General features: G+C 66.6%; 17 protein-coding genes. 10 read left to right on the top strand and 7 right to left on the bottom strand.

Going from position 1 to position 17,279, the window contains the following annotated elements:
• Positions 1-3: 3 nt before the first annotated feature.
• From ACESK8_RS09750 to ACESK8_RS09770, 5 genes are all read left to right on the top strand, one after another.
• Positions 4-798, top strand: coding sequence for a TnsA-like heteromeric transposase endonuclease subunit (locus ACESK8_RS09750; RefSeq protein WP_372968408.1), 795 nt, complete (start codon positions 4-6; stop codon positions 796-798).
• A gap of 21 nt (positions 799-819) precedes the next feature.
• The gene (locus tag ACESK8_RS09755) at positions 820-2,811 is read left to right on the top strand and encodes a Mu transposase C-terminal domain-containing protein (RefSeq protein ID WP_372968409.1); all 1,992 of its coding nucleotides are present in this window, start codon (positions 820-822) and stop codon (positions 2,809-2,811) included.
• Positions 2,812-2,834: 23 nt separating this feature from the next.
• On the top strand, positions 2,835-3,884 hold the full coding sequence (locus tag ACESK8_RS09760) for a TniB family NTP-binding protein (RefSeq protein ID WP_372968410.1): 1,050 nt from the start codon (positions 2,835-2,837) through the stop codon (positions 3,882-3,884).
• A gap of 352 nt (positions 3,885-4,236) precedes the next feature.
• Positions 4,237-5,982: a zinc-ribbon domain-containing protein gene (locus ACESK8_RS09765; protein ID WP_372968411.1), complete on the top strand. Its 1,746-nt coding sequence runs from the start codon at positions 4,237-4,239 to the stop codon at positions 5,980-5,982.
• Positions 5,983-6,049: 67 nt separating this feature from the next.
• Entirely contained in the window at positions 6,050-6,601 is a 552-nt protein-coding gene (locus tag ACESK8_RS09770; protein WP_372968412.1) for a YegP family protein, read from the top strand.
• 125 nt (positions 6,602-6,726) lie between these two features.
• Here the strand turns inward: ACESK8_RS09770 and ACESK8_RS09775 are convergent, their stop codons facing one another.
• The 5 genes from ACESK8_RS09775 to ACESK8_RS09795 form a co-directional block, all read right to left on the bottom strand.
• Positions 6,727-6,999, bottom strand: coding sequence for a multiprotein-bridging factor 1 family protein (locus tag ACESK8_RS09775; RefSeq protein ID WP_372968413.1), 273 nt, complete (start codon positions 6,997-6,999; stop codon positions 6,727-6,729).
• Between the two features lie 123 nt (positions 7,000-7,122).
• Entirely contained in the window at positions 7,123-8,478 is a 1,356-nt protein-coding gene (locus ACESK8_RS09780; protein WP_372968414.1) for a dihydrolipoamide acetyltransferase family protein, read from the bottom strand.
• A 123-nt stretch (positions 8,479-8,601) separates the two neighbouring features.
• Entirely contained in the window at positions 8,602-9,567 is a 966-nt protein-coding gene (locus tag ACESK8_RS09785; RefSeq protein ID WP_060928645.1) for an alpha-ketoacid dehydrogenase subunit beta, read from the bottom strand.
• A gap of 11 nt (positions 9,568-9,578) precedes the next feature.
• On the bottom strand, positions 9,579-10,706 hold the full coding sequence (locus ACESK8_RS09790) for a thiamine pyrophosphate-dependent dehydrogenase E1 component subunit alpha (protein ID WP_372968415.1): 1,128 nt from the start codon (positions 10,704-10,706) through the stop codon (positions 9,579-9,581).
• A 96-nt stretch (positions 10,707-10,802) separates the two neighbouring features.
• Positions 10,803-11,870: a histidinol-phosphate transaminase gene (locus tag ACESK8_RS09795; RefSeq protein WP_372968416.1), complete on the bottom strand. Its 1,068-nt coding sequence runs from the start codon at positions 11,868-11,870 to the stop codon at positions 10,803-10,805.
• A 63-nt stretch (positions 11,871-11,933) separates the two neighbouring features.
• On the opposite strand from ACESK8_RS09795, the gene ACESK8_RS09800 reads away from it, so the two are divergent.
• Genes ACESK8_RS09800 through ACESK8_RS09810 form a run of 3 tightly spaced genes read left to right on the top strand, consistent with a single transcriptional unit; the run spans position 11,934 to position 12,960 of the window.
• Positions 11,934-12,140: a ribbon-helix-helix protein, CopG family gene (locus tag ACESK8_RS09800; protein ID WP_372968417.1), complete on the top strand. Its 207-nt coding sequence runs from the start codon at positions 11,934-11,936 to the stop codon at positions 12,138-12,140.
• On the top strand, positions 12,137-12,499 hold the full coding sequence (locus ACESK8_RS09805) for a type II toxin-antitoxin system death-on-curing family toxin (RefSeq protein ID WP_060928640.1): 363 nt from the start codon (positions 12,137-12,139) through the stop codon (positions 12,497-12,499). Before ACESK8_RS09800 ends, ACESK8_RS09805 begins: the two co-directional genes overlap by 4 nt.
• Before the next feature lie 56 nt (positions 12,500-12,555).
• The gene (locus ACESK8_RS09810; protein ID WP_372968418.1) at positions 12,556-12,960 is read left to right on the top strand and encodes a phage holin family protein; all 405 of its coding nucleotides are present in this window, start codon (positions 12,556-12,558) and stop codon (positions 12,958-12,960) included.
• Positions 12,961-12,983: 23 nt separating this feature from the next.
• Here the strand turns inward: ACESK8_RS09810 and ACESK8_RS09815 are convergent, their stop codons facing one another.
• Together ACESK8_RS09815 and ACESK8_RS09820 are read right to left on the bottom strand one after the other, a co-directional pair.
• On the bottom strand, positions 12,984-14,261 hold the full coding sequence (locus tag ACESK8_RS09815) for a hypothetical protein (protein ID WP_372968419.1): 1,278 nt from the start codon (positions 14,259-14,261) through the stop codon (positions 12,984-12,986).
• The gene (locus tag ACESK8_RS09820) at positions 14,258-14,521 is read right to left on the bottom strand and encodes a hypothetical protein (RefSeq protein WP_372968420.1); all 264 of its coding nucleotides are present in this window, start codon (positions 14,519-14,521) and stop codon (positions 14,258-14,260) included. The genes ACESK8_RS09815 and ACESK8_RS09820 overlap by 4 nt, the downstream gene beginning before the upstream one ends.
• Positions 14,522-14,752: 231 nt before the next feature.
• Here ACESK8_RS09820 and ACESK8_RS09825 point away from each other — a divergent pair, with 231 nt between their 5' ends.
• Both ACESK8_RS09825 and purB read left to right on the top strand, forming a co-directional pair.
• On the top strand, positions 14,753-15,229 hold the full coding sequence (locus tag ACESK8_RS09825; RefSeq protein WP_245647486.1) for a low molecular weight protein-tyrosine-phosphatase: 477 nt from the start codon (positions 14,753-14,755) through the stop codon (positions 15,227-15,229).
• The gene (gene purB, locus ACESK8_RS09830; RefSeq protein ID WP_372968426.1) at positions 15,226-16,608 is read left to right on the top strand and encodes an adenylosuccinate lyase; all 1,383 of its coding nucleotides are present in this window, start codon (positions 15,226-15,228) and stop codon (positions 16,606-16,608) included. Before ACESK8_RS09825 ends, purB begins: the two co-directional genes overlap by 4 nt.
• Positions 16,609-17,279: the final 671 nt, after the last annotated feature.

The following is a 17,279-nucleotide window of genomic DNA, read 5'->3' on the forward strand; positions in this document are numbered from 1 at the left end:
GAAATGGTCATTTGCGCCGCTCTAGGCCTCGCGTCTCAAAGCGAGGTGCATAGGAGCCGCATGAAGTACTCGACACTCTCTAAGACCCCTGGCGATGGGTTCGACCGCATCCAGTGGTACGACGCGAAGCTGAACACGCACACCATCCGCGCCGATGACCCTATCACCGCGCTGACGGTCGCGCCCGGCGAGCGGACGCGGAAGCCCGGCAAGTGGAAAGGTCAGAAGCCCTACCAGGGGCACTATTGGTGCGCGGGCTCCCGGACCAGCGTCTTCCACGAGTCGATGACCGAGTACGCGGGCATGATGCTCATCGACCATCTCTACGACATCGTCGAGGTCCACGCCCAGCCCATGCTGATGACGTTCTTCGACGGCCGGTTCTGCTATCCAGATTTCCTCGCTATCGAGGCCAGCGGGACCCGACACGTCATCGAGGTTCACCCGAAGGCGCTGATGAAGCCCGAGGACGAGGTGAAGTTCGCGCACGCCGCACGGGTCTGCGAGGTCCTCGGATGGCGCTTCACGCTCATCGACCAGCTCAGCGACATTGTCCGGATGAACCTGGAAATGATGAGCCGCTACCGCCACCACCGGTACACACCGGCCCCGGCTGTTGAGGAGCACATCCTCCGGACCGCCAAGACGAATGAGAGCTTCGGCGCAGTGCATCGCGCACTCGTGACCGACAAGCCCGGCGAGCTCACGCCGTTCCTCTTCAACCTCATGTGGCGTCGGGAACTCACCTTTGACCTCACTCGCGCATTTACCGAACACACACCGCTCGCGCTCGCCTAACCCCATCTAAGGAGAACAACCATGATTCCTCAGCGCACCGTCACCCTCGGACAGACTGTCCACCTCGAGGCGGGTGACTTCATCCTCACTGACTTCGCCAACGGCAGCTACCGTCTGTGCAACGAGCTGACCGGCGAGTACACCGTCATGCATCACCTCGCGCTCGCCAGCCAGCTTCCGCCAGGGATGCCGCTGGAGATGTCAGACCCGCTCGACGCTAAGCCCATCGACGAGGTTCTCGACGGCCTCGACGAAACCAAGCGTGCTCTCATCCCGTACCTGCAGCAGCTCATTGATGGCACTCCCGTCGACGGGGGCGAGTCGCTCCCCGAGTTCTCTACGCACGTGTCGAAGACCAAGCGCCTCGACTCGACAGTCCTCGCGCTCTCGAAGGCCGGCTTCGAGGTGCCCCTCGGCACGCTGAAGCGCCGCCTCACCGCGTTCGAACGAAAGGGCGCCGCCGGTCTCGTGGACCGACGCGAAGGCCGAAAGGAGAAGGCGTTTGCGCGGGTGCCCGAATCTGTGCAGACCGCGTTGGCGAAGCTCATCGTCAGCTACGAGGGCAAGTCGACGGTCACCTACACCGCCATCCGTGCGGAGCTCAAGGCGGTGCTGCTGGACCAGTTCCCCGACCCTGCAGACCGGCCGAAGGCGCCGTCACTGTCGACGGTGGAGCGCCTCGTCAAGCACATGGGCGGCGACCAGAACCCCGTTATTCCTGCGAAGAGGCGCGAGACAGCGGCCCTCTCTCCGCAGCACATGCACCGTCCACGTCTCGTGTTCGGACCGGGAGACGAGTGCCAGATGGATGCTACCGAACTCGACATCCTCGTCCGAATGCCGAATGGTGGCATCGACCGGCCGCACCTCACGGCGTTGGTCGACAAGCGCACCCGCGGTGTCATCGGACTGAACCTCACTGAGGCGGCGCCAAAGGCAATCGACCACGCGGTGCTTCTCGCGAACGCACTTGTTCCCCGCAAGCTCAGGTCGTGGTCGAAGGACTACGACGCATTCGGGCTTCCGCAGATGCCGTGGGCAAGACACCTGACCAAGGAACAGCTGGAGACCTTCGACGCGTACCGCCCCTACATCTTTCCGTCGCGCATCCTCATCGACAACGGGCAAGACTTCCGGGGAACGGTCTTCGGAGCGGGATGCGACAGGTACGGCATCTCGCTCACGCAGGCCCCCATTCACGACCCCACGGCGAAGGCAATCGTCGAGCGCTTCCTCGGCACCGTGAAGACGAAGTTCTGCCAGTTCGTGCCCGGCTACACCGGCGGCAACGTCGCGAACCGTGGCAAAGACGTCGCCAAAGGACCGCTGCTCACTCTGGCCGAGCTCTCCGAGCTCCTCGAGAAATGGGTTTGCATCGTTTGGCAGCACCGTCGACACGACGGGCTGGAAGACGACTACCGCAAGAACTGGAACCACTCTCCTAACTCGATGTACGCCGCGTGCGTGGAGCTGACGGGACACTTCGTCCTCGCCTACCAGGAGGAAGACTTCATCGCCCTGCTGCCTCGCGACGAGCGCACAGTCCAGTCCGACGGCATCGAGATGAACGGGCGCATGTATGACAGCCCGCACCTTGCCCCTCTCCGCAACCGAAAGCGGTCGAAGAACGTCACCCCCAAGGTCATCGTCAGCTTCGACCCCGGCGACGAGTACCGCATCTGGCTTCGCTCCTCCGACGACACCGGATGGATTACCTGCTACTGGACCGAGGAGCGAGGCAGGTCTCGTCCTCTTGCTGAGGCCATCAGCCTCGAAGCCCATCGACAGACGCTCGATGCCCTCACCTTCAGCGACGAGGAAGCCGACGACATGATGGTGCGCTTCCGAAACGAAGCGATGACCGAATCCATGAACCGCGTGACGTCGGCCGCGCTCGAACAGAAGAAGAAGAACAAGGAGAAGAAAGCCACAGAAACCCTCGCCGCCATTCTCACCCCCGACAACGACAGCAGCCACGACTTCGCGAACTTCGCGAAGTTGGACATCGGCTGACCATTACCACGGAAGACACAACTATGTTCAACCCCATCGGCCACTTCGACCAGCGCGAGCACCTGCTCGAGCTCCTCGAATCCGCCAGCAACATCACGCCCACCCTCGTCAGCCTCGATGAGTACAAGAGCTGGACTCGCACCAAGAGGCGGGCGTTCGACCAGGAGCGCAGCCAGCGCATCGCTGACTCCATCGTTATCGTCACTCCCGCCCTCCAGCAGCTGAGACTGGCATATCGACGAGCCGCCCGTGTCGCTCACCGGCCCGTGGGCCGAACCGGCATCATCTTGGACGGCCACCCGACCACGGGCAAGACCACCGCCGCGCTCTGGGTCATGGGCCAGGCGCACGCCGGACACATCGAACGTCATCCTCGGTGGAAGGAGGACGGGCACGTCCCCGTGGTGTACCTCGAAATTCCGCCGAAGTGCACCGGAAAGATGCTGATGGGGCGCATCCTCAACTTCTTCGGCGAGCCGGTCATCCCCCGAATGACACTCGAGGAGCGCACGCGACTCGTCACCGACCTGTTCGCCAAGGCACACACGTCCCTGGTCGTCTTCGATGAGATTCAGAATCTCGCGCAGTCAAGCATCGCAGGCCGCTTCGAGAGTGCGCAGGCCATCAAGAACCTCATGAACGCGGTCAAGGCGGTCCCGTTGTACGTCGGGTTCAATCTCGCCTCGTCGCAGTTCACGAACGATGAGCTCGGCGCGCAGTTCGCTGGCCGCTGCCCCTCGGTGCACCTCGGCAAGCTCGACATCTCCACCAGCGATGGACGGCAGGTGTGGGGCGGGGTCATCATGGCGTTCGAGAAGCAGCTGGGCTTGCTGGCGCACCCCCCGCAGTCGCTGCTCGAGCACGCCGTCTACTTGTGGACGCGAACTCGCGGGTCCATCGCAGCGCTGTCGCGGCTGCTGACGACCGCAGCGCTCGACCTCATCGAAGACGGCGACCCTGACGGTGAAATCATCACGAAGAACCTGCTCGACTCCATTCCTCTCGACCTGACCAGCGAGCGCCTGCTCTCCGAGGCCAACGCGGTTGCGGAGGGGGCCAGCCATGCTGCCTGACCGCACGTGGCCCTTCCCCGTCCGCCCGGGTTCGTTCGAGACGGTGGACAGCTATCTGCGACGCCTGCGGGCCGCGAACCTCGTCACCGATGTCACCTGGCGCGCATGGCTGACGTCGACCATGCGCAAGACCGGGATATCGCGTGTGGACCTGCTTCCGCTCCTCGCCGAGCGCGTCGGCGGGCTGCGTCCCGGACACTTCACCGACTCCTTCGCACCGGCCCACGCCGACGGTTCCACGTGTGAGAAGTGCGTGACGGGCCTCCACGCCCGCTTCGGATGCGCGCGCTGCACCCCGGGTGAGCGTGTCGAGCAGGGACCGCACGATGGTCCGCGCGTCTGCCGTCGCCACATGATGTGGGTCGGCCCCGGCACGGCACCGGAGGACCAAGCACCCGTGGCAGCGGAGGTGCTCCGCGCCGACCGGCAGTACCGCCGCCTGCGCCGGCAGGGACTGCTGGACGCCCACCGCCTCGCGGAGATTGAAGCCTCCATCGGGATGTGGGCCGCGGCCGAGGACAGGCTTGTCTCTCCGTCCGAGCGCTTCGTCATCGCAGTAGCCCTGGCCTCCTCCATCTTCCGTCCGCGCGCACTGGACGCATACATGTCTCGGGACGTCGACGCCGCCGACCGCTACGCGGCCCTTTCGGCTGTCGTAGCGAGAATCATCGGTCGCGAGGGCTGCGCCGGGCTCATCGACGCCTTGTGGCTTCTCGTGCGCTCCGCGGGACACCAAGACCAGTCCGACCCTCACTCGTTCGTATGCGCGCCGAAACCTGAGAATCAGGACGAGCGTGCCGAGCTTGAGCAGCTCCGCACGTCTGCGTACCCGCGGTGGCGCAACCTGCACCTGACGCAGTATGTCTCGTCGATGTTCGTCGGCACTCGCTTCGAGCGGATCGTGCAGGAAAGCAAGAAGTACCTTTACGTCTGCGCTCGCGGACATGTCTTCGAGCAGCGACTGCGGACGTTGAAGGCCACGAAGACGACCGTCGGCTGTGGTGTCTGCGCCAACAGAACGCTGCTGCGTGGATTCAACTCGCTCGCCGACACTCACCCCCACCTCGCGTCGGAGTGGCACCCGACCAAGAACGGCGACCTTCGCCCGCATGACGTCATCGCGGGTTCCCCCGACGAGGTGTTCTGGCTGTGTGAGTTGAACCACACCTATGAGACGAGTCTCAGCAAGAGGAAGAAAGGAGTGGGATGCGGCTACTGCGCCAATCGTCTGGTCGACCCGAGTATCAACGCCCTCTCCTTCACGCACCCCGCAGCCGCTGCGGAGTGGCACCCGGAGCGCAATGGGGAGCGCACCCCGGAGCAGATCGTCGCAGGGTCCAGCGATTTCGCATGGTGGACCTGCCCTGAGCACGACGCATACGAGATGAGAATCGCCAACCATGTCGTGCTCGGACACGGGTGCACATATTGCGGGCGCAGTAAGGTCCACCCAAAGAACTGCTTCGCAGTGACCCATCCGCATGCCGCGTCCCGGTGGCACCCGAGCAGGAACGGTTCACTCACCCCCTCCGATGTGCTCTCCGGCTCCGGCAAGAAGGTGTGGTGGCTGTGCAAGGAAAAGAACCACCACTACCGGTCCCGTATCCTGACTCAAAGCCGGGGCAGCGAGTGCAACATCTGCAACGGCCGCGTCATCGACGAGCAGAACTGCATGCGAACCACCCGGCCGGACCTTGCAAGGGAGTTCCACCCGACCAAGAACGGTCTGTTAACCCCCGACAACGTCCTCGCAACAACCACGAAGACCATCCATTGGTTGTGTGAGAACGGTCATGACTGGCCCGCGACCGGCCAGATGCGTGGGCTTCAGGGCACTGGATGCCGGTTCTGCTCGAACGCTGCCGTGTGGGTGGGGTGGAACGACATGGCCACAACTCATCCTCACCTCGCTCGAGAGTGGGATTGGGACGCTAACGGCGACCTCACTCCGCACGATGTCGTCGCCGGCACGAACAAGCGCATCGCCTGGAAGTGCAATGACTGCGGGCACCGCTGGCCCGCTCAGGGAGAGGACCGCAAAGCAGGCAGGGGGTGCCCGGACTGCGCGCGGAGGAAGAGGAGGAGGCGAGACCACTGATAAGTCGTCCACTCCACTCAGGCAGCGCCGTCGTGCTACGTCCCGCCGCTATCTGTATGGTGAGGCCATGAACGAGACCACCGCTACGTTGACCGCCGCGGTCATCGCCGCCAGCGTCGCAGCGGTCGGACTCGCTTGGTCGGTAGTCAGCTTCTTCATCACTCGCCACGCCCAGCGGTCTGACTCCGCGCGCCAAGAGTGGGCGAGACGATATGAACAGGCGCTCGCGCAAGCGCTGAGCACCGATGCACGCGAAGCTGCTGCCGGCCTGCTTCTCATCGAGAAGCTCTCGAAAGCCGAGTGGGCGACCGACGAAGACCGCGCCACAGCCGCAAGTGTTCTTACCGCGCTGTCCCCGGCGTCAGGCGAAGAAACAGCACACCTCCGCGCCACCATCATCGACGACATCAGCGACCGAGCGGTCGCTGACCAGCTCCGCAACGTTTCTGCTGGACCTCGAGCACGGTTTGAGATCTACCAAGACCGGGCAGGCAGCTACCGTTGGCGCCTGAAGGCAGGAAACGGGGAGATCCTCGCCGTGAGCGAAGGTCACTCTTCGAAGGAGGGTGCACTTCGCTCCATCGACATGGTGCGGCGCACTCTCGGCAGCACTGACTAGCGTTCGACTACGGTCCATTTCGCAAGCGAAGCCGCAGTAGACGGCGACCACAGCGTCGTGATCACGAGACGGCAGATTCGCCACCGCGTAGCCGAACGTGTCTGAAGCCGATGCGCCTCGCGCGCTTACCGTCGCGAGTAGAGCTCGACATTCAACGCCGATTCCAGGTTCCAGATCGTGCGAAGATCCGGCCACGACTCACCCAGCAGAATCTTTCTGATGGTCCCCTCATCCAAACCGGCGCTCCTCGCCAATGCTCGAACCGACCGACCCTCGATTGCCGTCCGCAGGTTCAGCGCGAAACGGCGCGCAGCTTCGCCGGCAGGGTCCGCGGACGCACCCTCGGGCCAGCCTGAGGACAACATGGCGGGCGTCGCCCTCACCCTCTCATGTGCCATCTCAGGGCCTCTCGATCCGGGATCCCTGTAAACACCGGGATCAACTATGTCGTTTTGGATCGACTTCGCTGAGTGGGTTCAACTTCGATTGAAGAGAAAGCACCTTCAGCGACGTCTCATACCTCACTCGACGAGCAGCGCGGGCTCCTCGAGCACGGATGCCACATCGGCGATGAACCGGCTCATGCCGTCGCCGTCGATCACGCGGTGGTCGAACGACCCTGCGACCGTGGTGACCCAGCGGGGGCGCACTTCGCCGTCGACGACCCACGGCTTCTGGCTGATCGTGCCCATGGCGACGATCCCGGCCTCGCCGGGGTTGATGATCGGGGTGCCGGCATCCATCCCGAACACCCCGATGTTGGTGATCGTGATCGTGCCGCCCTGCTGGTCGGCCGGGCTCGTCTTGCCCTCGCGGGCGGTGAGCGTAAGGCGGTTCAGGGCTCGAGCGAGGTCCTTCATGCTCAGGTCCTGGGCGTCCTTGATGTTGGGCACGAGCAGACCGCGCGGGGTGGCCGCGGCGATGCCGAGATTCACGTAGTGTCGCACCGAGATCTCGGCGCCGCCCTCGGTCTCGACCCAGGCGGCGTTCACCATCGGGGTGCGGCGCGCGGCCCAGATCACGGCGCGGGCCATGATCAGCAGCGGCGAGACGCGGATGTCGGCGTAGTCCGGCGACGCCTTGAGGCGCTTGACGAGCTCCATCGTGCGGCTGGCGTCGATCTCCTTCCACACCGTGACGTGCGGGGCGGAGTACGCGCTCTGCACCATCGCCGACGAGGTCGCCTTGCGCACGCCCTTCACCGGGATGGACTCGGTGCGGTCGTCGGATGCGGGAGCGGATGCCGGAGCCGGCGACAGCCCGCGGGCGAGCCCTGCCGGTGCGCTCTGCGGCGCGGGTACGGTCTCCTCGCGGACCTCTCCCCATTCGGGGGTCTCGATGTTGCGGAAGACACTGGCCTGCGAGGCGTGCGTCACGACGTCGTCGCGGGTGACCTCGCCGTCGGCGCCGGTCGGCGTGACGGTCGTCAGGTCGACGCCCAGGTCCTTGGCGAGCTTGCGGATCGGCGGCTTCGCGATCACGCCGACCGACGAGCGGACGGGCCGCTCCGCCGGGCGCTTGCGACGGGAGGTCGCGCCGGTGCCAGAGCCGTAGCCCACGAGCACCGAGCCGCCGCCCTCTTCGGGAGCCGGCGCCTCGGCGGTGGCGATGACCCCGGGACCGGCGTCGTCACGGGCATCCGTCACGAAGGTGATGATCGGCGAGCCGACCTCGACCGTCGTGCCCTCGGCGACCAGCAGCTCGCTGACGACCCCCGCATGCGGCGACGGCAGCTCGACCAGCGACTTCGCCGTCTCGATCTCGCAGATGACGTCGTTGATCGCCACGGTGTCGCCGGGGGCGACCTTCCACGCGACGATCTCGGCCTCGGTCAGCCCCTCGCCGACGTCGGGGAGGGTGAAGTTCTGCGTGCTCATGTGCGGTCCTTTCGGAGAGTGCCTCGTTCAGAACTCAGCATGAACCTGGCAGAAGCGACCCACCCGGGGCGAACCCGTCGGGGCTGCTCTGATTCTTGCTGAATTGTGAACATCGAACGAGGGTCAGTAGGCGAGCGAACGATCGACGGCCTCGAGGATGCGGTCGGCATCCGGGAGGTAAGAGCCCTCGAGCTTCGCGGGCGGGAACGGGGTGTCGTACCCCGAGACGCGAAGCACCGGGGCCTCGAGTGCGTAGAAGGCGCGCTCCATGACGGTGGCGGCGACCTCGCTGCCGACGCTGGTGAACCCCTGAGCCTCCTGGGCGTAGACCATGCGTCCGGTCTTGCGCACCGAGTTCAGGATCGGCTCGTAGTCGATCGGCGACAGCGAGCGCACGTCGACGACCTCGCAGCTGGTGCCCTCTGCCTCGGCGAGCGCCGCCGCCTGCAACAGCGTCGTCACCATCGCGCCGTGTCCGACGAGGGTCACGTCGGACCCGGTGCGCACGACCCGGGAGGCGTGCAGGGAGACCGCGGATCCGTCGAGGTCGACCTCGCCCTTGGTCCAGTAGCGGCTCTTCGGCTCCATGAAGATCACGGGGTCGTTCGATGCGATGGCTTCCTGGATCATCCAGAACGCGTCATTGGGCGTCGACGGCGAGACCACCCGCAGGCCCGGGGTGTGCGCGAAGTACGCCTCGGGGCTCTCCTGGTGGTGCTCGACGGCACCGATGTGGCCGCCGTAGGGGATCCGGATGACGATGGGCAGGCTGAGCTTGCCCTCGTGACGGTTCGTGAGCTTCGCCAGCTGCGTGGTGATCTGGTCGAATGCGGGGAACACGAAGCCGTCGAACTGGATCTCGATGACGGGCCGGAACCCGGTCATCGCCAGACCGATCGCGGTGCCGACGATGCCGGACTCCGCCAGCGGGGTGTCGAGCACCCGACGGTCGCCGAAGTCGCGCTGCAGGTGCTCTGTGACCCGGAACACACCGCCGAGCTTTCCGATGTCCTCGCCCATGAGCAGGACCTTGGAGTCGGCCTCCATCGCCGCCCGCAGACCGGCGTTGAGTGCCTTGCTGAAAGGCATCGTCTCGAGAGTCACCGGCCGCCTCCTTCGAACGACGCCTCATACCGCTCGCGCCAGGCCTTCTGCTCGGCGATGAGCGGGTGAGGGTCGCTGTACACGTGATCGAAGATCTTGTCGGCGGTCGGCGGCCCGAGCTCGACCGTGCGTGCGCGCAGGTCCTCGGCCGCATCGGCGGCCTCGGCATCCACGTCCGCGAAGAACTGCCCTGCCGCGCCGCGGTTCTCCAGGAACGCGCGCATGCGGTCGATCGGGTCGCGCTCCGCCCACGACTGCTCCTCGTCGGAGCCGCGGTACTTCGTCGGGTCGTCGCTCGTCGTGTGAGCGCCGAGTCGGTAGGTCACGGCCTCGATCGCCCGCGGTCCCCGGCCGCTGCGCGCCTCCTCGAGCGCCGTGCGCGAGACCGCGTAGCTGGCGAGGACGTCGTTGCCGTCGAGGCGGACGCTGGGGATGCCGTAGCCGGCGCTGCGCTCGACGAGGGGAACCCTCGACTGGGTCGAGACGGGCACCGAGATCGCCCAGTGGTTGTTCTGCAGGAAGAAGACGGTGGGCGCCTGGTAGCTCGCGGCGAACACCATCGCCTCGTGCACGTCGCCCTGGCTCGACGCTCCGTCGCCGTAGTAGACGATGACGGCCTCGTCCCGCTCGGGGTCGCCGGTTCCGGAGCGGCCGTCGAAGTTGAGGCCCATCGCGAAGCCGGCGGCGTGCAGGGTCTGCGAGCCGAGCACGAGCGTGTAGAGACGCGTGTTGCCGTTCTTGGGGTCGGTCGGATCCCAGCCGCCGTGCGAGACACCGCGCATGAGCTTGATGATGTCGAGCGGGTCGACGCCGCGGATGCGGGTCACGGCGTGCTCGCGGTACGAGGGGAAGATCGTGTCCTGCGCACGGGCGGCCCGGGCCGAGCCGACCTGGGCAGCCTCCTGCCCCCTGCTCGGCGGCCACAGGGCGAGTTGACCCTGACGCTGCAGGTTGGTCGCCTGTACATCGATGGCACGGATGACCACCATGTCGTGGTAGAACTGCTCGAGCTCGGCGTCGCTGATCGCCTCGATCAACGGCAGGTACTGCTCGGCGGACGCACTGGGCGCGAAGCGGCCGTCCTTATCCAGGACGCGGACGAGTTCAGTCTCTGACGAGGTCACGACCCCCACGCTACCCGCGCGCGCATGCCCGGTCACGCATACCTAGGACGTCCTCGTAACTGCCGGGAACCCGGAGAACAGGCGGGATCGCGGCGCTCACCGCAGGGTCGAGGCGACCTCCAGAACGCGGTCGACCGCTGCCTCCTCGCCGACGGAGATGCGGATGCCGTCGCCGGAGAACGGGCGCACGATGAGGTCCGCCGCGACGAACGCTGCCGCGACGTCGTCGGTGTGCTCGCCGGTGGGCAGCCAGATGAAGTTGGCCTGCGAATCGGGCACGTCCCAGCCCTGCGCGCGCAGGCCCTGCATCAGGCGGGTGCGCCGCTCGACGATGATCGCGACACGTTCGAGCAGTTCTGCCTCGGCGTCGAGGCTGGCGATCGCGGCGTTCTCGGCTGCTGAGGTGACGGACAGGGGGATGCCGGTGGTCCGCGCCGCATCCAGCACCTTCTCGTTCCCGATCGCGTAGCCGATGCGAAGGCCGGCCAGGCCGTAGGCCTTCGAGAACGTGCGCAGCACGATGACGTTCGGATGCCGCTCGAAGACCCGTTCCGCGAGTCCGTCCACGGCGCCGGACGCCGTGACGAACTCGGCGTAGGCCTCGTCGAGGATGATCAGCACGTCGGTGGGGACGCGCTCGACGAACGTGGCGAATTCGTCGCTCGTGATGATCGGCCCCGTCGGGTTGTTGGGGGTGCACAGGATGACAGCGCGAGTGCGGTCGGTCACGGCATCCGCCATGGCATCGAGGTCGTGGCGGGCGTCCGCCGTCAGCGGCACCTGCACGCCCGTCGCGCCGGCGACGAGCGGGAGGCTCGGGTAGGCCTCGAAGGAGCGCCAGGCGTAGACGACCTCATCGCCGACGGAGGCGGTGGCGAGGATGAGCTGATGCAGGATCGACACACTGCCGGCAGCGACGTGCACCTGGTCGGGTTCCACGGCGTAGCGCGCTCCGAGCCGGGCACGGAGTCGGCCGGCCGTCGCGTCCGGGTAGCGGTTGATCGGCGTGGTGTGCTGCAGCGCCGCCGCGACCGAGGGGAGCGGCTCGAACGGGTTCTCGTTGCTCGAGAGCTTGAAGGCGTCGGGGCCGGCCTGCTTCCCCTGGCGGTACGGCGCGAGGGCGGCGATGGCGGGGCGGATGCGCGGCAGGATCGGGTCGGTCACAGTGATGAGTCTAGATTCCGCGGCATCCTGGCGGCGAAGTGGGCGGAGTAGTACCATTTTGGTATGGCGATGACCGTGCGACTCCCCGAAGAACTCGATGCGCAGTTCACTGCGCTCGCCGAGCGGCGGCACACGTCGAAGCACGCCCTTCTGATCGAGGCCGCTGATCGCTTCCTTCGCGAAGAGGTCACGACCGAACAGGCCGTGACGATCGCGCGGGGGGTGGCAGACCGGTACTCCGAGCTGCTCAAGAAGCTGGAAGACGCGTGACCCGGTACCTCGAGCTCCCGCAGGCTGTCGGGATCCTCGAGGATCTGGGTCTCCACATCCGTGACATCGGCCTTCTCTCTTCGGCGCTGGCTCGTCCGTCGAGTTCGATGTTTGGCGTCGAGGCGTACCCCACCATCGAGGTGAAGGCAGCCTCGCTCCTGTCCTCACTGAGCCAGAACCATCCCCTCTTCGATGGAAACAAGAGGTTCTCGTGGATCATGACCATGACGTTCCTCGAGCTGAACGGCGTCCTCGTCGACATGGGTCTCGATGCGGCATTCGATCTGGTGCTGAGCACCGCACAGAGCAAGACTTCGCTCGACGAAATCGCTGCGGCGCTCCGAGCGCACACCCGTTGACTACCGCAGGCGTCTCGACTGACATCGAGTGACTCGCGTGGGAGACTTGTCGGACTATGCGCTTCATCATCCGAGTCGTCGTCAACGCGTTCGCCCTCTGGGTCGTGACGCTGATCCCCGCACTGCAGGTGCAGATCAAGGCCTTCGCGCCGGGCGAGACGCTGCAGCTGGTGCTGACCCTGCTGGCGGTCGCCGCGATCTTCGCCCTCGTGAACACCATCATCGGCACGGTCGTCAAGATCGTCGCCTTCCCGCTCTACATCCTCACGCTCGGCCTCATCGGATTCGTGATCAACGGGTTCCTGCTCTGGCTGACCGCCTGGATCACGAGCGGCTTCGGCTGGGGCCTGACCGTCGGCAGCTTCTGGTGGGGAGTGCTCGCGGCGCTCATCATCTCGCTGATCAACGGCGTCTTCGGCTTCATCCTGCGCCCGCAGAACAAGCGGTCCCGCCGCGACTGAGCGTCCAGCCTGACCGCGGGCGATCATCCGACCCGCTGCGCCTGGTACTCGGTGCGCTCGATCACCTCCGCCGTGTCGAAGTCGCTCCAGAATTCGCCCGCGGCGTCGACACGGGGATCACTCGAGGCATCAGCCTCCTCCGCAGTCTCGATATACGTGTCGAGGTGGTGCGCGTCGACAAGCCAGTCCTCGGGTGAGTCGAGCGGGTTGCCCTGGGTCGAGATGACCATGCTGTCCGCCGATCCCGTGCCCTCTGGCGATCCGCCGCCTCGGAGACCAGGGACCGGGTCATCGGTGTGCACGAGCTGGATGATCGTCTGGTCATCGTCGAGGGTGGGTTCGACAGGGCTGCCCGCGGTGATCTGCATCTGCACGTCGTACACGCTCTCCATCGCGAGGTGCGCGGCGATCATCCCGGATTGCGAGTGCGCGACGACATCGACCTCGTCACCGGGCTGGGCTCCCGCCGCATCGAGAGCCTCGAGCGTGGCCTGGTACGACGCCGAGTCATGCTCGGTGTACAGCTCGAAGTTGGACTCGCTGTCCCACGGCTCCGTCCCTCCCAATCCGACACTCTGCGTCCCTTTCAGATAGGCGACGTACTTCGTGCTGCCATCGGCGAAGGAGTACTTCTCGACTGCGATCTGCGCCCCCGCGGTGACCGGCATACGTTTCAGAGCGCCCGCTATGCCCGACGGTGCACCGCCGGGCGACGAGGTCTTCACCGGTGTGACCGAGACGCGATCGGTGGTGCCCTTCAGCGTCTCGCCGGGGTGTACCTTGCCGAAACCCGAGGTGATGCCCACCAGTGCTGCGATTCGGAACGCATCGTCGTAGATATCGGGCGTCACGATGTTGCCGATCAGCCCTTCGAACCGCTCCGCCCGCCACTGGTTTTCGAGCTCCTCGGCCAGACCGGCGATGCGGTCATCGGATGCCGCCAGCCGATCGGCACTTCGCATGAGTCGCTGCGCCGTACTCGGATCGGTGTGCGACAGCATCTCGGCCTCGGCCCGCAGCTCGACGTATTCGTAGGTGTCGGCCATGAGGAGCGCGGAGGTGGCGGTGTCCTGGCAATCCGAATGGAGGCGGGCCAGACGTTGCCGCGACGACCACAGCTCTCCCGTGTCGACCTGGGCGCTGAAGCCCGGGGTGTCGAGGATGACCCGGTGGGCGCGCATGAGTGCGGAGCGCGCGTCGTCGTAGCGCGCGGCCACGCCCTCGATTCGACGAGCGACGTCTCGGAGTGCGTCGGGGTCGACCGCGATGGCCCCGCCGTGGTCGATGGTCAGCCCTGTCACGAGAGGTCCGCTCCCTCTGCCTCGAATTCCCGGCTACGCGTCTCGGAGGACTCGACACGGGTCCGCACGCGCAGGTCATCGAGTGACTCCTGCATCGCGCGCACTCCGTCGGAATGCCAGTCGGTGTCGGAGGCGAGGACGGCGAGCGACGCGCGGACATCGTCGAGCGCATCGACAGCGGTGCCGAGCGCGGCGACGGCCTGGGCTTTCGCCCACGCGCCGTCGGCGGAGCCGGTCTGTGGGAGTGCAATGGAGTACATGCGCTCAGCATCCGCGATCCGTGCCGCCTGCGGAGGCCGAAAAGGCCCGCGATCGCAGAGATCGTGAGCAGCCCGTCGCCACCGTCATCCGTGCAGAAAGAGACGGTCGCCGCCGTCGCGCAGCACGCGGGCGTCGCGCGATCCGTCCTCGACCGGCAGAATAGGACGGTGACATCCCCGGATCCCTTCCGCGTGATCTTCGTGTGCACGGGGAACATCTGCCGCTCTCCGATGGCGGAGGTCGTCTTCCGCGATCTCGCCGAACGGCAGGGACTGGGGTCGCGCATCATCTCGCGCAGCGCCGGCACCGGCGACTGGCATCTCGGCGAGCGCGCCGATCACCGCACGCTCGACTCCCTCGCCCGGCGCGGGTACGACGGCTCCCAGCACCGTGCCAAGCAGTTCACCTTCGGATCCTTCGCCGAGAACGACCTGGTCGTGGCCCTCGACCGCACGCACGAGCGGATCCTGCGCGAATGGGCCGGCAACGAGGACGAGGAGGGCAAGGTCACCCTGCTGCTCGCCTTCGACCCCGATGCCGCGAGCCAGGACGTCCCCGACCCGTACTACGCGGGCGCCGAGATGTTCGATTCGGTGCTCGGTATGATTGAAACGGCGACTCGCGGGCTGTTCCGCCAGCTCGAGCCGGCTCTTCGCCAGCCCCGCACGCCCCGCCGCCCTGGGGCCCGATCAGGAGGACTCCCCTGACTTTCCAGCCTTCGCTCCCGCCGCAGCCCCTCAGCCCTCTCGACGGTCGCTATCGCGGCGCCGTCACGGGCCTCGCCGACTTCCTCTCCGAGGCCGGCCTGAACCGCGCCAGGGTCGAGGTCGAGGTCGAGTGGCTGATCGCCCTCACCGACCGGTCGCTGTTCGAGACCAGCCCGCTGTCGGATGCCGACAAGGAGCGCCTGCGCTCCCTCTACCGCGATTTCGGACAGGCGGAGATCGACTGGCTCGCTGAGAAGGAAGCCGTCACCCAGCACGACGTGAAGGCGATCGAGTACCTGGTGCGCGACCGTCTGGCCTCCCTCGGTCTGGATTCGATCGCGGAACTCACGCACTTCGCCTGCACGAGCGAGGACATCAACTCCGCCTCGTACGCCCTGACCGTGAAGCGCGCGGTCGAGGAGGTCTGGCTGCCCGCGCTCGACGTCGTCATCGCCAAGCTGCGCGAGCTCGCCGCGGAGCACGCCGACGCCGCGATGCTCTCCCGCACCCACGGACAGCCCGCCACCCCGTCGACCATGGGCAAGGAGCTCGCGGTCTTCGCGTGGCGCCTCGAACGCGTCCGCTCGCAGATCGCGGCATCCGACTACCTCGCCAAGTTCTCCGGTGCGACCGGCACCTGGTCGGCACACCTCTCGGCCGACCCCGACGCCGACTGGCCGACGATCTCCCGTGAGTACATCGAGGGCCTTGGTCTCGGCTTCAACCTGCTGACCACGCAGATCGAGTCGCACGACTGGCAGGTCGAGCTGTACGACCGCGTGCGTCACGCCGGCGGCATCCTGCACAACCTCGCCACCGACATCTGGACGTACATCTCGCTCGGATACTTCGCGCAGATCCCCGTGGCCGGCGCGACGGGCTCGTCGACCATGCCGCACAAGATCAACCCGATCCGCTTCGAGAACGCCGAGGCGAACCTCGAGATCTCCGGCGCCCTGCTCGCCTCGCTCGGGCAGACGCTGGTCACCAGCCGTCTGCAGCGCGACCTCACGGACTCGACGACGCAGCGCAACATCGGCGTCGCGTTCGGTCACTCACTGCTCGCGATCGACAATCTGCGCCGCGGCCTGGGCGCGATCTCGCTGTCCCGCGACGTGCTGCTCGCCGATCTCGACGTCAACTGGGAGGTGCTCGCCGAGGCCATCCAGACCGTCATCCGGGCCGAGGTGGTGGCCGGCCGCTCGTCGATCACCGATCCCTACGCGCTCCTGAAGGAGCTCACGCGCGGACACCGGGTGGGCGCGGCCGACCTCGCCGAGTTCGTCGAGGGACTCGAGATCGGGGATGCGGCGAAGCAGCGTCTGCTTGCCCTGACCCCCGCGACCTACACGGGTATCGCCGAGCAGCTCGCGAAGTAGTCTTCCTCGCCGGCCCCGTGGCGTCGCTGCTGCGGCGTCGCGGGCGCGCCTGCCCGCGCGCCGTGCGGGGCCAAAAGCGCATCGCCCACGCGTTGCGGGGCCAAAAGCTCATCGCCCACGCGTTGCGGGGCCAAAAGCGCATCCCAAACCGACGAATCCGATGCGAAACTGACCCGGCACCGAGCGAACCCGCACCGGACGCACGCTGGAACCCACGTCCGACCCACTCCTTCGGGGCCAAAAGCTCATCGCCCACGCGTTGCGGGGCCAGAACCGGATCCCTCACGCGCTGCGGGGCCAATAGCGCATCCCCGACGCACTGCGGGGTCAAAAGCGCATCCCAAACCGAGGAATCCGATGCGAAACTGACCCCGCACCGGACGCGAGCGGCACCGGACGGCCGCCGGGACCCAGGTCCGCCCTCACTCCTTCGGGGCCAAAAGCGCCTGGCCGCGCGCCGTGCGGGGCCAAAAGCGCATCGCCCACGCGTTACGGGGTCAAAAGCGCATCGCAAACCGAGGAATCCGATGCGAAACTGGCCCCGCACCGAGCGAACCCGCACCGACGGGACAGGGCGGCGGGACGGGAACGCGGACAGCGGCGCGCGAGCAGCGGCGCGCGAGACCCGGCGCGCGAGACCCGGCGCGCGAGACCCGGCGCGCGAGACCCGG

Origin of the sequence: Microbacterium sp., assembly GCF_041641055.1 — a bacterium.
GTDB lineage: Bacteria > Actinomycetota > Actinomycetes > Actinomycetales > Microbacteriaceae > Microbacterium.